This is a genomic window from Allokutzneria sp. A3M-2-11 16 (assembly GCF_024213555.1).
Lineage (GTDB): Bacteria > Actinomycetota > Actinomycetes > Mycobacteriales > Pseudonocardiaceae > Allokutzneria.
This window is the reverse complement of the sequence record NZ_JANAVO010000016.1, coordinates 52,277-68,221: the sequence shown is the minus strand read 5'-3', so window position 1 is coordinate 68,221 and position 15,945 is coordinate 52,277. Positions and strand designations below refer to the sequence as shown.

Annotated in this window: 1 protein-coding gene; it reads right to left on the bottom strand. The window is 69.2% G+C overall.

What is annotated here, in order from left to right:
• A complete protein-coding gene (locus tag NLX83_RS36025; RefSeq protein WP_254239741.1) occupies window positions 1-15,945 on the bottom strand; it encodes a type I polyketide synthase in 15,945 nt (5,314 codons plus the stop codon).

Genomic DNA, 15,945 nt, shown 5'->3' with positions numbered 1-15,945 from the left:
CTAACCCCTGAGCTCGTCGTCAAGAAGCTGGAAGATGTCGTTCATGCTGGTCACCGACTCCAGATCGGCGTTGTCGTCCGGGCTGTCGCGCTTGCCCGTCCACATCGCCACCAGTGCGCGCAGGCGGTCCTCCACCTCTTCGGCCCCGGCCGCGCCGGGATCGGTGGCCGACAGCAGCGCCTCCAGCTTCGCGATCTCGGTGACCACCGGTGGGCCCGCGGGTTCGGCGGGGACGACTTCCGCCTGGAGGAACTTCGCGAGCGCGTCCGGGGCCGGGTAGTCGAAGACCAGCGTGGTCGGCAACCGCAGACCCGTTGCCGCGCCGAGGGAGTTGCGCAGCTCCACCGCGGTGAGCGAGTCGAAGCCCAGGTCGCTGAACGCCCGCCCCGGCTCGATCTGCTCCGCCGAGGCGTGGCCGAGCACCAGTGCGACCTGCTCCCGCACCAGCTCGATCAGCACCTGCAACGCCTCCGCCTCGGCGAGCCCGGCCAGCCGCTGCTTGAGCGCGTCGGCCTGACCGTCCGCGGCGGCCTGCGCGATCCGGCGTCCCGGCGCGCGCACCAGGTCCCGCATCAGCTGCGGCACAACGGTGAGCTTCGACGGGTCGAGCCGCACCGGCACCGCGACGGGCTCGCCGAGCGCGATGGCGGCGTCGAACAGCGCCATGCCCTCGTCCTCGGTGATCGCGCCGAACCCTTCACCGCGGAGCCTGGCGACCTCGTCCGCTCCCATGCCCGTCGCCCACAGGCCCCAGGCCAGGGAAGTCGCGGGCAGCCCGGAAGCGTGCCGATGAGTTGCCAGAGCGTCAAGGAAGGAGTTCGCCGCGGCGTAGTTGCCCTGTCCCGGCCCGCCGACGACCCCGGCAAAGCTGGAGAACAGCACGAAGTGCGTCAGCGGCAGGTCCTTGGTCAGCTCGTGCAGGTTCCACGCGGCGCCGACCTTCGGGGCGAAGACGCCGTCCACCCGTTCCGGGGTGAGCGAGGCGATCGCGCCGTCGTCGAGCACACCGGCGGTGTGCACCACGGCGGTCAGGTTCTCGATTCCTTGGAGGAGCTTGGAGAGCTTCTTTCGATCGGCCGCGTCGCAGGCCGCGATCGCCACCGTCGCGCCCAGGGCCTCAAGCTCCGCTTGGAGTTCAGTGGCTCCCGGTGCGGCAGCGCCCCTGCGGCTGGTGAGCACGAGGTCGCGGACGCCGTGCGTGGACACGAGGTGCTTGGCCAGCTGGCTGCCAAGACCGCCCGTCCCACCGGTGATCAGGACGGTTCCAGTCCACTCGGTCTCCCCGGATGCCGCGGCCTTGACCAGGCGTGGCGCGAAGAGCTTGCCGTCGCGGACCTCGATCTCCGGTTCGCCCGTGGCGAGCGCGGCGGGGATGTGCTCCTCGGAATCCGCCTCCACCACAACGATCTGGCCCGGGTTCTCGTTCTGCGCCGAGCGGAGCAGACCCCGCGCCGCCGCTGCCGCGACACCGCCGGTGGTGCGCACGACCAGAGTCTCCTCGTGATCGGCTGCGATCCACTCCTGCACCAGCGCGAGTGCCCGGTGAGTCAGCGAATGCGCGTCGCCGACCACGTCCTTTCCTTCGCCTTCAAGGGAAACCAGCTCGAACGGCGGAACATCGCCGCTGCCCGTGACGGGTTTCCAGTTGACCAGGTACAGCGAATCGATGCTGCTCTGCGCGAGCTGTTCAGCGGAAACCTCGCGCAGTGCAAGGGATTCCACCGAAGCGACCGGGACTCCGACCCCGTCAGCGATCTCCAGCAAGACCGAGTCCGCACCAGTCGGCGCGATCCGCACGCGCAGCGAGGTCGCTCCGGTCGCCTGCAACGAGACGCCGCTCCACGCGAAGGGCAGGCACGGGTTCGTCGAGTCGCCGCTGAAACCGAGGGCGTGCAAGGCGGAGTCCAGCAACGCCGGGTGCAGACCGAAGCCGTCGACGTCGATGCCGGGCAAGGCCACCTCGGCGAACATCTCGCCGTCGCGCGCCCAAGCCTTCTGGAGCCCCTGGAACTGCGGGCCGTACTGCATGCCAGCCTCGGCCAGGCCCTCGTAAGCGCCGTCGAGATCGATCGCGGTCGCTCCGGCCGGGGGCCACTGCGCCAACGAGAACGCGGTGGTTTCCGCCTGTACCGCAAGGGAACCGGTCGCGTGCAGTGTCCAGTCTCCGTCGCGCCGCGAGTGGATCGAGATGGCGCGGTCCTTCACCGCCACCTGGACCGTGACCGCCCCGGACTCGGGGAGCACCAAGGGCGCCTGGAGCATCAGCTCCTCGACCGCGGCGCAGCCCGCCTCGTCGGCGGCCCTGATCGCCAGGTCCAGCAACGCGGTTCCCGGCACCAGGACCGAACCCATGACGGCGTGGTCGGCCAGCCACGGGTGGGTCGCGGTCGAAAGCCTTCCGGTGAACAGGAATCCGTCCCCGTCCGCGAGGGACACCGAGGCGCCCAGCAGTGGGTGGTCCGGCGACTCCAGTCCCGCCGAGGCCACGTCCGCGGTGGTGTCGGCGGAGTTCAGCCAGTAGTGCTGGTGCTGGAAGGCGTACGTCGGCAGGTCGATCCGCTTGCCGGGGACCAGCACCGACCAGTCGATCTTGACGCCGGAGTTGTGCAGCGCGGCGATGGCGGTGCGCACCGAGACGGTCTCGTCCCGGTCCTTGCGCAGCACCGGGATGAACGTGCCTTCGACGCAGTTCGCGCCCATCGCGGAGAGCGTGCCGTCCGGCCCCAGCTCCAGGAACCGCGTGACACCTTCGGCCGCGAGCGTGCTCATGCCGTCCGCGAACCGCACCGCGTCGCGGACGTGCCGCACCCAGTAGCCGGGCTCGGTGACCTGGTCGGTCAAGTCTCCGGTCACGTTGGACACCAACGGAATCGTCGGCTCGTTGAACGTGATCTCGTCTAGGACCGCCCGGAACTCGTCGAGCATCCCGTCCATGTGCGCGGAGTGGAACGCGTGCGAGACCGCGAGCTGCTTGGCCTTCTCGAAGCTCTTCGCGATCTTCTTCGCGGCCTTCGCGTCACCGGAGATCACCACGGCCTCCGGGCCGTTGATCGCCGCGATGCCGACCTTGTCGTCGAGGTGCGGCAGGACCTCCGCCTCGGTCGCGCGGAGCGAGATCATGGCTCCACCGCTGGGCAAAGCCTGCATCAGCCGACCACGGGCCGCCACGACCTTCGCGGCGTCCTCCAGCGACCAGACACCCGCGACGTGCGCCGCGGCCAGCTCGCCGATGGAGTGCCCGACCAGGAAGTCCGGCTTGACGCCCCACGATTCGACCAGCCGGTACAGCGCCACTTCCAGGGCGAACAACGCGGGCTGAGCGTTCCCCGTCTGGTTCAGCTCGTCCTGCGTGGTCACTGCCTCCGGCAGGTGCTGACGGACCTCGTCGAAGGCTCTCGCGAAGACCGGGAACGCATCGTAGAGCTCCTGCCCCATGCCGAGGCGCTGCGACCCCTGGCCGGTGAACAGCACTGCCGTGCGGCCCGCGGACGCGCTGCCCCGGACGACGTTCACCGCCTTCTCGCCCTCCGCGAGCGCCGCCAACCCCTTCAGCAGCTCATCACGCTTGCCGATCACCGCGGCCCGGTGCTCGTGATGCGGTTTCCCCGCCAACGAGAACGCCACATCACTGATCTGTACATCGGGATTCTCGTCAACGAACGCCTTGATCTTCGCCGCCTGCCCGTGCACCGCCTCGTTAGTCCGCCCCGACACCACCAACACCACGTGGTCGTCCTCAGCCAACGCCTCATTTGGGGCGTTAGATTCCCTGAACGGGTCGTTGGGGGCGTTAGATTCCCCGAACGACCCGTTCAGGGAAAAAGCGGGGGGTTGTTCGATGATGACGTGGGCGTTGGTGCCGGAGATGCCGAAGGAGGAGACGGCGGCGCGGCGGGGGCGATCCACCTGCGGCCACGACTGCGGCGAGGTGAGCAGGGCGACGTCGCCGGAGGACCAGTCGACGTGCGGCGACGGCGACTCCAGGTGCAGGCTCTGCGGCATGACGCCGTGCTCGATGGCCTTGACGACCTTGATGATGCCGCCGACCCCGGCCGCGGCCTGGGTGTGGCCGATGTTGGACTTGATCGAGCCCATCCACACAGGAGCGGTGCGGTCCTGGCCGTAGGTGGACAGCACGGCCTGCGCCTCGATCGGGTCGCCGAGGACCGTGCCGGTGCCGTGCGCCTCGATCAGGTCCACATCGGACGGTCCGATGCCCGCGTTGGCCAGCGCCTGGCGGATGACCCGCTGCTGCGAAGGGCCGTTGGGCGCGGTGAGCCCGTTGGAAGCGCCGTCCTGGTTGAGCGCGGACCCCTTGATCACCGCGAGCACCGGGTGCCCGTTGCGGCGAGCGTCGGAGAGCTTCTCCAGCACGAGCATGCCCGCGCCCTCGGCCCACCCGGTGCCGTCCGCGCCCGCCCCGAAGGACTTGCAGCGGCCATCGGTGGCCAGGCCGCGCTGCCGCGAGAACCCGATGAAAGTGTCCGGAGTGGACATCACCGTGACACCACCGGCCAGTGCCATCGAGCACTCACCGGAACGCAGCGCCTGCGCGGCCCAGTGGAGCGCGACGAGCGACGAAGAGCAAGCGGTGTCAACGGAAACCGCGGGCCCCTCGAACCCGAAGGTGTAGGCGACGCGACCGGACAGGATGCTGCCGGAGGTGCCGGTGCCGAGGAAACCCTCGACGCCGTCCGGAACGGTGGTCAGCCGCGAACCGTAGTCGTAGTACATGACACCGGCGAAGACACCGGTCGACGAGCCCTTCAACGAAGCCGGGTCGACGCCCGCCCGCTCCATGGCCTCCCACGAGACCTCCAGCAGCAAGCGCTGCTGCGGGTCCATGGCCAGGGCTTCACGCGGCGAGATCCCGAAGAACTCCGGGTCGAACTCGGCCGCGTCGTGCAGGAACCCGCCTTCGCGGGTGTACGAGGTGCCCTGGTGGTCGGGGTCGGGGTGGTACAGGTTGTCCAGGTCCCAGCCGCGATCGGTCGGGAACATCGAGACACCGTCCGTGCCGGACGCGACGAGCTGCCACAGCTCCTCCGGCGTGGTGACTCCGCCCGGGTAGCGGCAGCCCATGCCGACGATCGCGATCGGCTCGTCCGATCCGACCGCGGCGACGGCGGTCACCTCGGCGATCTCGCCCAGCAGCTCGGTGCGGACGTGGCGCGCGAGGTCGAGCGGCGTCGGGTAGTCGAAGATCAGCGTCGCGGGCAGCGGCAGACCCGTTGTGCCACCGACACGGTTGCGCAGCTCGACCGCGGTGAGCGAGTCGAAGCCGACGTCGCTGAACGCGCGTTCCGCCTCGATCGCGGCCGGGTCGTGGCCGAGGATCATGGCGGCCTGGGTGCGGATCAGCTCGACGACGACCCGCTCCTGCTCCGCCTCCGACAGCCCGGCGAGGCGCTGCCGCAGCCCAGCCGCTTCCGGAGCCTGTGCCGCACGGCGGTTGTTGACGCGGACCAGCGACCGCAGCGTGTGCGGCACATCGCCGTTGCGCAGCGCCGCCAGGTTGAGCTTCACCGGAACCGACAGCGCGCTGCCGCTCACGAGCGCGGCGTCCAGCAGCGCCAAGGCTTCTGCGGGCTCCAGTGCGGCGAAACCCGTGTGCGCGAGGTCGATCGTGCTACCCATGCCCGTCGTCCACAGGCCGTAGGCGACCGACGTCGCCGGAAGACCTTGCCGCACACGGAGTTCGGCGAGCGCGTCGAGGTATGCGTTGGCAGCGGCATAGTTGCCCTGGCCAGGCCCACCAAGAACACCGGAAACCGAGGAGAACAGGATGAACTGCTCCAGGTTCTCCGTCAGCTCGTGCAGGTTCCACGCGGCGACCGCCTTCGGCCGCAGCACGCCGTCCAGGCGCTCCGGAGTCAGCGCGGTGATCACGCCGTCGTCCAGCACACCCGCCGCGTGCACCACAGTGGTGAGGTTCGAAATTCCGCTCAACAGAGCTGAAAGAGCAGCACGGTCGGCCACATCGCACGCGACAACCTCAACGGAGGCTCCGAGTTCGCGCAACTCCTCCAACACGGCCGCGACACCAGGCGCGTCAGGACCACGACGGCTGGTCAGCACCAGGTCGCGGGCGCCGCGATCAGCGACAAGGTGCCGCGCCACCAACGCGCCCAGTCCGCCAGTGCCACCGGTGATCAGCGCGGTCCCGGACACCGTCCAGTCCGTGTTCTCCGGAACGGCAGCGCGAACCAGGCGCGGCGCGAACAGCTCCCCGTCACGCACAACGATCTGCGGCTCGCCAGTGGCGACCGCCGCGCCGACTGCCGAAGCCGGTCCGTCGACGAGCACGAAACGTCCAGGGTGCTCGGACTGTGCGGAGCGAACCAGACCCCACACCGCCGCCACATCCGGATCGGCGGCGACACCCTCGGTCCGCACCACAAGAGGCGACTCGTCCGAGCCCGCGAGCCATTCCTGAACCACACCAAGGACTTCGTGAACGCTGTGCGCTGCGTGAACCGTCGCCTCGACCGAGCCGGACGCCGTGACCGGAACCCAATCCAGGGCGTACAGCGAATCAGTCCGAACCCGGAACTGGTCGGCCGAAACCGCGCGCAGAGCCAGGGAGTCCACAGTGGCCACTGGCGCGCCAGTGCCATCCGCGAGCTGAAGTCGAACAGCAGACCCCGCAGGCGTGACACGCATGCGCAGCGCGGTAGCACCCTCGGCGTGCAGCGAAACGCCGTTCCACGCGAACGGAAGCCGTGCGTCCTGGCCATCGAGGCCGATGGCGTGCAGCGCCGCGTCGAGCAACGCCGGGTGCAATCCGAAGCCGTCCGCCGAAACACCTTCCGGCAGAGCAACCTCAGCGAAGATCTCGTCGCCGAGCCGCCACGCCGAGGTCAGCCCCTGGAAGACCGGTCCGTACTCAAGCCCGGCACCGGCGGCGTCCGCGTAGAAGCCGCTCACATCAAGGGCAGTCACACCCGCAGGCGGCCACTCCGTCAGATCGAAGCTCGGAGCGGCAGCCTCAGCGAGCAGACCGGTGGCGTGCAACGTCCACGGTTCACCGACAGCGTCCTGAGCACGGGAGTAGATCGACAGCGACCGCTGAGCAGGGTCTACGGTCAGCCGCAGCTGAACACCACCGCTCTCCGGCAGCACGAGCGGAGCCTGCAACGTCAGGTCCTGCACCGAGCCAAGGCCGAGCTCGTCGCCAGCGCGCACGGCCAGCTCGACGAATGCGGTGCCGGGCAACAGAACGGAACCCATGACCGCGTGGTCGGCCAGCCAACGGTGCGAGTCCAGCGACAGGCGACCGGTCAGCACAAGCCCGTCCGAGTCGGGCAGCGTGACCAGCGCGCCGAGCAGCGGGTGTTCCGCCGCACCGAGCCCGAGACCGGTGGCATCGCCCGGGGTCGACGGCGAGTTGACCCAGTAACGCTTGTGCTGGAAGGCATACGTGGGCAGGTCGACACGCTGTGCGCCGGTGTCCGAGTAGATCACCGACCAGTCGACGTCGATGCCGTTGGCGTCCAATGCGGCGAGCGCGATAGTCGCGCTAACGACCTCGTCGCGGTCCTTGCGCAGCACGGGAATGAACACGCCGTCGGCAGCGCAGTTCGCGCCCATCGCGGAGAGCGTGCCGTCCGGGCCCAGCTCGACGAAGCGGCGGACACCGGCGGCCTCCAAGGCGGCGATGCCGTCCGCGAACCGCACCGCGTCGCGGACGTGCCGCACCCAGTACTCCGGGTCCGTGACCGACTCGCCGAGCCCACCGGTCACATTGGACACCAGCGGAATCGTCGGCTCGGAGTAGGTGACCGATTCCAGGACCGCGCGGAACTCCTCCAGCATCTCGTCCATCAGCACCGAGTGGAACGCGTGCGAAACGGTCAGCTGCTTGGTCTTCTCGAAGTTCTTCGCGACCTTCTTGGCGGCCTTCGCGTCGCCGGAGATCACGATGGAACGCGGGCCGTTGATCGCCGCGATGCCGACCTTGTCGTTCAGGTGCGGCAGAACCTCTTCCTCGGTGGCCTGGATCGAGATCATGGCTCCACCACTGGGCAAAGCCTGCATCAACCGACCACGGGCGGCGACGACGCGCGCCGCGTCCTCCAGTGACCAGACACCGGCGACGTGCGCGGCGGCCAGCTCACCGATCGAATGCCCGACCAGGAAGTCCGGCCGCACACCCCACGACTCGACGAGTCGGTACAGCGCAACCTCAAGAGCGAACAGCGCGGGCTGAGCATTACCCGTCTGGTCCAACTCATCCCACGAGATCGCGGGCAGCAGCGCACGCACCTCGTCATAAGCTGCCGCGAACACCGGGTACGCCGCGTAAAGCGCCTGCCCCATGCCGAGGCGCTGCGAACCCTGACCAGTGAACATGAACGCGATCGGGCCACTGCCCGCGCGCCCCCGGACAACCGCTTCTCCCTCAGCCAAAGCCGACAGGGCAGCGATCAGCTCATCGCGGGAAGCGCCGACCACAGCGGCACGGTGTTCATGACGCGGCTTGACAGCCAAGGAGAACGCGATGTCGAGCGAGTCGAGGTCGTTGTCCGCCAAGTAGTCCCGCAGCTTCGCGGCCTGCGCCGGGACCGCGTCGGCAGTGCGCCCGGACAGCGGCCAAGCCAGCACAGCAGGAGCAACGCGCTCAAGCGAAGACTCCACCACGACAGGAGCCTGCTCGATGATCACGTGCGCGTTCGTGCCGCTCATGCCGAACGACGAGACACCCGCACGGCGCGGACGATCGACGGTAGGCCACTCCTGAGCCGAGGTCAGCAGCGAGACCGCGCCGGAAGACCACTCCACCTGCGGCGTGGGCTCGTCGATGTGCAGCGACTGCGGCAGGACACCGCGCCGAATGGCCTCCACCATCTTGATCACGCTGATGACGCCCGCCGCGCCCTGCGTGTGGCCGAGATTCGACTTGATCGAGCCCAGCCACAGCGGGTGCTCGCGCTCCTGGCCGTAGGTGGCGAGGATCGCCTGCGCCTCGATGGGGTCGCCGAGCTTGGTGCCGGTGCCGTGCGCCTCGACGGCGTCGACGTCCGAAGTGGACAGTCCGCCGTTGGCGAGCGCCTGCCGGATGACCCGCTGCTGCGAGGGGCCGTTCGGCGCGGTCAGACCGCTCGACGCGCCGTCCTGGTTGACCGCGGAACTCCGCAGCACAGCAAGGATCTGGCGGCCGTTGCGCTGTGCGTCGGACAGGCGCTCCAGCATCACCAGGCCCGCGCCCTCCGACCACGCCGTGCCATCGGCGGTCGAGGAGAAGGACTTGCAGTGCCCGTTCGGCGCGAGACCGTTCTGCTTGCTGAAGTCGATGAACGGGTCCGGCACCGACATGACCGTTACACCGCCCGCGAGCGCGAGGTCGCACTCACCGCTGCGCAGCGCCTGCGCGGCGAGGTGCATCGCGACCAGCGACGAGGAACACGCGGTGTCAATGGAGATCGCGGGGCCTTCGAAGCCGAAGGTGTAGGCCACGCGTCCGGACAGGATGCTCATCGAAGCACCGGTGCCCAGGAAGCCTTCGATCTCCTCCGGCACAGCGGTCAGCCGCGACGCGTAGTCGTTGTAGATCACGCCCGCGAAAACGCCGGTGGAGCTGCCCTTCAGCGACGACGGGTCGATCCCGGCGCGCTCCATGGCCTCCCACGACACCTCCAGCATCAGGCGCTGCTGCGGGTCCATGGCCATGGCCTCGCGCGGGCTGATGCCGAAGAACTCCGGGTCGAACTCGGCGGCGTCGTGCAGGAAGCCACCGGTCTTGGCGTACGAGGTGCCCTGCCTGCCCGGCTCCGTGCTGAACAAGCCGTCCAGGTCCCAGCCGCGGTCGGTCGGGAAGCCAGTGATCGCGTGCTCGTTGCCCATGACGAAGCGCCACAGATCGTCCGGGGTGTTGATGCCACCGGGGAAGCGCAGCGCCGTGGCCACGATCGCGATCGGCTCGTCACTGGAGGCAGTCGACCTGACCACAGTGGACAGTCCCGAGGAACCGACCAGCTCCGAACGAACGTACCCGGTGAGCGCGACCGGGGTCGGGTAGTCGAAGATCAGTGTGGACGGAAGCCGCAGCCCGGTCACCGCGCCGAGGCGGTTGCGCAGCTCCACGGCGGTCAGCGAGTCAAAGCCGATCTCCATGAAGCCGCGGCCCGGCTCGACGGTCTCCGGCGTGACATGGCCCAGCACCAACGCGACCTGCGTGCGGACCAGGTCCAGCAGCGTCCGGTCCTGCTCGGCCTCGGTCAGCCCGGCCAGGCGCTTCGCCAGCGACGAGCCCTGAGCCTCGCCCGACTGCGCTGCGCGGCGGGTGGCCCGCACCAAGCCACGCAACAGCGGCGGCAGCGAAGCGGTGCGCGCGAACGCCTCCAGCTCCGGCAGGTCCAGTTTCATCGGCGCCGCAACGGAAAGGCCCATCGCGTGCGCGGCGTCGAACAGCTCGACGCCTTCTTCGTGGGTCAGCGCGCCGGTGCCGGAGCCCTTCATCCGCGCCAGCTCGGCCTCGGACAGCGTGCCCGCCATGCCGCCGACCCACAGGCCCCACGCCAACGACTGCGCGGGCAATCCCTGGGCGCGACGATACGAAGCGAGCGCGTCCAGGAACCCGTTGGCCGCGGTGTAGTTGCCCTGCCCGGGGTTGCCGAGCAGGCCCGCCGCCGACGAGAAGAGCGCGAACATCGCCAGGTCACGGTCGCGGGTCAGCTCGTGCAGGTGCCACGCGGCGTCGACCTTCGGCCCGAACACGGTGTCCACCCGCTCCGGGGTGAGCGAGGTGATCATGCCGTCGTCGAGCACACCGGCGGTGTGGATCACCCCGTCCAGGTCCGGGATTCCGCCCAGCAGAGCCGAAACCGCGTCGCGGTCGGCCACGTCGCACGCCGCGATCTCGACGGAGGCACCAAGTTCGGCCAGTTCCTCGACGAGGGCGGCGGCACCGGGCGCGTCGGCACCGCGGCGGCTGGTCAGCACCAGGTTCTTCACGCCGTGCGCGGTGATCATGTGACGGGCGAAGAGCTTCCCGAGCCCGCCAGTGCCACCGGTGATCAGCACGGTGCTCTCGGGGTCGACCCCGCGCTCGACGGTCAGGACGACCTTGCCGATGTGCTTGGCCTGGCTGATGAACCGGAACGCCTCGGGGGCGCGGCGAACGTCCCAGGTCCTGATCGGCAGCGGCTTCAGGACACCGGCGTCGAACAGCTCGATCAGCTCGGCCCACATCGACGCCACGCGCGACGCCTCGGCCTCGATCAGGTCGAACGCCTGGTACTGGACACCGGGGTACTGCCGGTCGACGTCCTCCTGCTCGCGGATGTCGGTCTTGCCCATCTCCAGGAACCGGCCGCCACGCGGCATCAGCCGCAGCGACGCGTCGACGAACTCACCCGCGAGTGCGTCGAGCACCACGTCAACGCCGCGACCGTCCGAAATGGACAGGAACTCCTGCTCGAAGTCCGTGGTGCGCGACGACGCGATGTGCTCGATGCCCTGCTCCCGCAGCACATCCCACTTGCCCTTGCTCGCCGTGCCGTAAACCGTCGCGCCCAGGTGCATCGCGATCTGCGTGGCGGCCATACCCACACCACCGGCGGCGGCGTGGATCAGCACCGACTCGCCCGCCTTCAGGCCACCGAGGTCCCGCAGACCGTAGTAGGCGGTGAGGAACACCAGCGGAACTGAGGCGGCCTCCTCGAACGTCCAGCCCTTCGGGACGCGGGTCAGCATCGGCCGGTCAGTGACCGCGACGGGTCCGATGCCGCCGAACGCGAGGCCCATGACCTTCTCGCCGACCGCGAGGTCGGTCACCTCGGAGCCGACCTCAAGCACGACACCGGCGACCTCGTTGCCGAGCAGCCCCGCGTCGCCCGGGTACATGCCCAGGACGTTGAGCACATCCCGGAAGTTCACACCGGCCGCGCGAACCCCGATGCGCACGTGGGTCGGCGCGAGCTCCGACTGCGGAAGCGGTTCCAGGACCAGGTGGTCCAGTGTGCCCTTGCCGGACATGCCCAGGCGCCAAGTCTTCTCGGCCGGGGGCACGAGCACTCCGCTGCCCGCCATCGTCGCCAGGCGCGGCACGAAGACCTCGGCGCCGCGCACCGCGACCTGAGCCTCACCGCTGGCGACGATCTCGTCGAACTTCGCGTCGTCCTCGGCATCGATCAGCACAACGCGATCGGGACTTTCCGCCTGCGCAACCCGAACCATGCCCCACACCGCGGCGGCGGGCAGGTCAGTGACGTCCATGACCGCGCCGGTGGTGTGGATGACGAGCTTGGAATCACCTTCCTCAGCAAGGAAATCCTGAAGAACGCGCAGTACGTCGTGCGTGGCCGTGTGCGTGGCGCTGACCGTGTCGCCGTCCTCGCCGACAACGCGGTGCACCACGTAGGAAGAGGCAGAGCCCTGTGCGAGCGGCACCTGCGTCCAGTCGACCCGGTAGAGCGAGTCGTGCTCTCCGGCACCCGCGGCCTGGATCTGCTCGGCCGAAACCGCCCGCAGCGCAAGAGAGTCCACAGTGGCCACTGGAGCACCGGTGGTGTCAGCGACCCGCAGGGACACCACGTCCTTGCCGGTGATCTTCACGTGCACGCGCAGCGCGGAAGCTCCGGAAGCGTGTAGCGACACTCCGCTCCACGCGAAGGGCAACCTGGCGCCCTCATCCGAAGACTCGCCGACGACCAACGAATGCAGTGCGGCGTCCAACAACGCCGGGTGCAGGCCGAACTTGCCCGCCTCCCCCTGAACAGCCTCGGGCAGTTCGACCTCAGCGAAGATCTCCTCGCCGCGAGTCCAGGCGGCGGTCAGTCCACGGAAGGTCGGCCCGTAGCTCAGACCGGTGGCGTTGAAGTCGTCGTACAGCGTCTCCACGGAGGCAGCGGTGACTCCGGCAGGCGGCCACTCCTCCAAGGAGAAGTTCGGTGCAGCGGCGACGGGCGCAACGGAACCGATGGCATGCAAGGTCCACGCGCTGTCGTCACGACGGGAGTGCAAGGTCAGCGCGCGGCGGCCGGACTCATCGGGAGCCGCGACAGCGAGCTGGACCTGAACACCGCCGTCCTCGGGCAGCACGAGCGGGGCCTGCAACGTCAGCTCTTCGAGGACGCCGCAACCCACCTCGTCGGCAGCGCGCACGGCCAGCTCGACCAAGCCGGTGCCAGGCACGACGATCGCGCCCATCACCACGTGATCGGCCAGCCACGAGTGCGTGGAGGTCGAGAGGCGCCCGGTGAACAGGAAACCCTCAGCGTCGGCCAGAGACACCGAAGCGCCGAGCAGCGGGTGGTCCAGGGAGCCGAGGCCCAGGCCGGAAGCATCGCCGGTGGCCCGCTGCATCGGCAGCCAGTAGTGGCGCCGCTGGAAAGCGTAGGTGGGCAGGTCGACGTGCCGGGCCGGGCCCTCGAACGCCGAGGCCCAATCCACGCTGCCGCCGTTGACGTACAGCTCGGCCAGCGCCGTGACGAAGGTCTGCGGCTCGTCGCGATCCCTGCGCAGAGACGCGATGAACTTGCCTTCAGCGCAGTCCGCGCCCGCGGCGGTGAGCACACCGTCCGGACCCAGCTCCAGGAACTTGGTGACTCCGGCTTCCGCGAGCGTCGTGACGGCATCGGCAAAACGCACGGATTCGCGCACATGCCGAACCCAGTAGTCCACAGAGGACAGTTCTTCGGTGGTCGCGGCGCGACCGGTGAGCGTGGAGACGATCTGGATGGTCGGCGCGGAGGCGGTGGCCGACGCGATAACCTTGCCGAACTCGGCGAGCATCCCGTCCATCAGGCCGGAGTGGAAAGCGTGCGAGACGGGAAGACGCTTGGTCTTGCGGTCCTTGAACTGCTCCGCAACGGCGAGCGCAGCAGCCTCCTCGCCGGAGATCACCACAGCGCGGGGCCCGTTGATCGCCGCGATGTCCACGCCATCGACGAGCTGGGCGCGAACCTCCTCCTCAGTCGCCTGGATCGCGATCATCGCTCCACCGCTGGGCAAAGCCTGCATCAACCGACCGCGTGCGGTGACGATCCGGGCCGCGTCTTCGAGCGACCACACGCCCGCGACGTGAGCGGCGGCCAGCTCACCGATCGAGTGCCCAGCGAGGAAGTCCGGGCGCACACCCAGGGACTCGATCAGCCGGTACAGCGCCACTTCCAGGGCGAACAGCGCGGGCTGGGCGTTGCCGGTCTCGTTCAGCTCCTCCTGTGTGGAGGGAACCGAAGGCAGAAGCGCCCGCACCTCGTCGTAGGCCGCCGCGAACACCGGGAACGCCTCGTAGAGCGCCTGCCCCATTCCCAGGCGCTGCGAACCCTGACCGGTGAACAGCACCGCGAGCTGACCGCCCGTGGCCTGCCCGGTCACAACCCCCGGCTCACCAGCCGCCAGAGCGCGCAGCTGCGAAACGCCGAACGCGACGCCGCGGTGGTCCAGTCGAGCCCGCGTCGAGGCCAGCGCGCGCCCGAGGTCAAGCGGCTCAGAACCGTCCACAACGGACAGAAGTGCCGCAGCCTGAGCCTGCAAAGCTTCCGGAGTCTTGCCGGACACCACCCACGGCACGTGCGCGCCAAGGAGACACGCAGTCGGCTCGGTGTTCTCCTCAACGGGGGCAGGCGCTTCTTCGACGATGACGTGCGAATTGGTTCCAGAGATACCAAAAGACGAAACGCCCGCACGACGCGGGCGGTCCACCTGGGGCCAGTCACGGGCAGACGAAAGCAGAGAGACCGCGCCAGCGGTCCAGTCCACGTGCGGGGTTGGCGCGTCGATGTGCAGCGACTGCGGCAGCACACCGTGCCGGATGGCCATCACCATCTTGATCACGCTGGCCACACCGGCGGCGGCCTGGGTGTGGCCGATGTTGGACTTCACCGATCCGACCCACAGGGGCTCGGCGCGCCCCTGGCCGTAGGTGGCGAGCAGCGCCTGAGCCTCGATGGGGTCACCGAGCGTCGTACCGGTGCCGTGCGCGTCGACCGCGTCTACGTCCTTAGTAGACAGACGAGCGTTGGCGAGCGCCTGGCGGATGACGCGCTGCTGCGACGGGCCGTTCGGCGCGGTGAGGCCGTTCGAAGCGCCGTCCTGGTTCACGGCGGTGCCGCGCAGGATGGCCAAGACCGGGTGTCCGGTGCGCTGCGCGTCGGAAAGCTTCTCCAGCAGCAGCATTCCGGCGCCTTCGCCCCAGCCCGTCCCGTCGGAGGAGGCGGAGAACGCCTTGACCCGCCCGTCGCGGGCGAGGCCGCGCTGGCGGGAGAACTCGACGAACGCGTCCGGACCGGACATCACGCTGACGCCACCTGCGAGCGCGAGAGTGCACTCACCGGACCGAAGTGCTTGCACGGCAAGGTGCATGGCCACCAGTGACGAAGAGCACGCGGTGTCGATCGTGACGGCCGGGCCTTCCAGGCCGAACACATAGGACAGTCGGCCGGACAGGACCGAACCCGAGATGCCGGTGCCGAGGTAGCCCTCGATGCCCTCCATCGGCTCGGTGATCGTGCGGCCGTAGTCCTGGCCGTTGGTGCCCGCGAAGACACCGGTCCGTGAACCGCGAAGCGAGGTCGGGTCGATGCCCGCGCGCTCGAACGCCTCCCACGAGGTCTCCAGCAACAGCCGCTGCTGCGGGTCCATCGCCAGGGCCTCGCGCGGGGAGATCCCGAACAGCTCGGCGTCGAACTCCCCCGCCGCGGTGAGGAATCCGCCGCTGCGCACGTAGGAGGTGCCGAGGTGGTCGGGATCGGGGTCGTAGAGCCGTTCCAGGTCCCAGCCGCGGTCGGTGGGGAACTCGCGGACGCCGTCGACGCCGTCCGCGATCATCCGCCAGAACGCCTCCGGCGAGTCGGCCCCGGGGAACCGGCAGGCCATCCCGACGATCGCGACCGGCTCGAAGTCCTTCTCCTCGGCCTCGCGCAACCGCAGCTTCGTCGCGTGCAGCTCGCCCGTGACGCGCGTGAGGTAATCGCGGAGCTTGTTGTTCTCAGCAGAAGACAT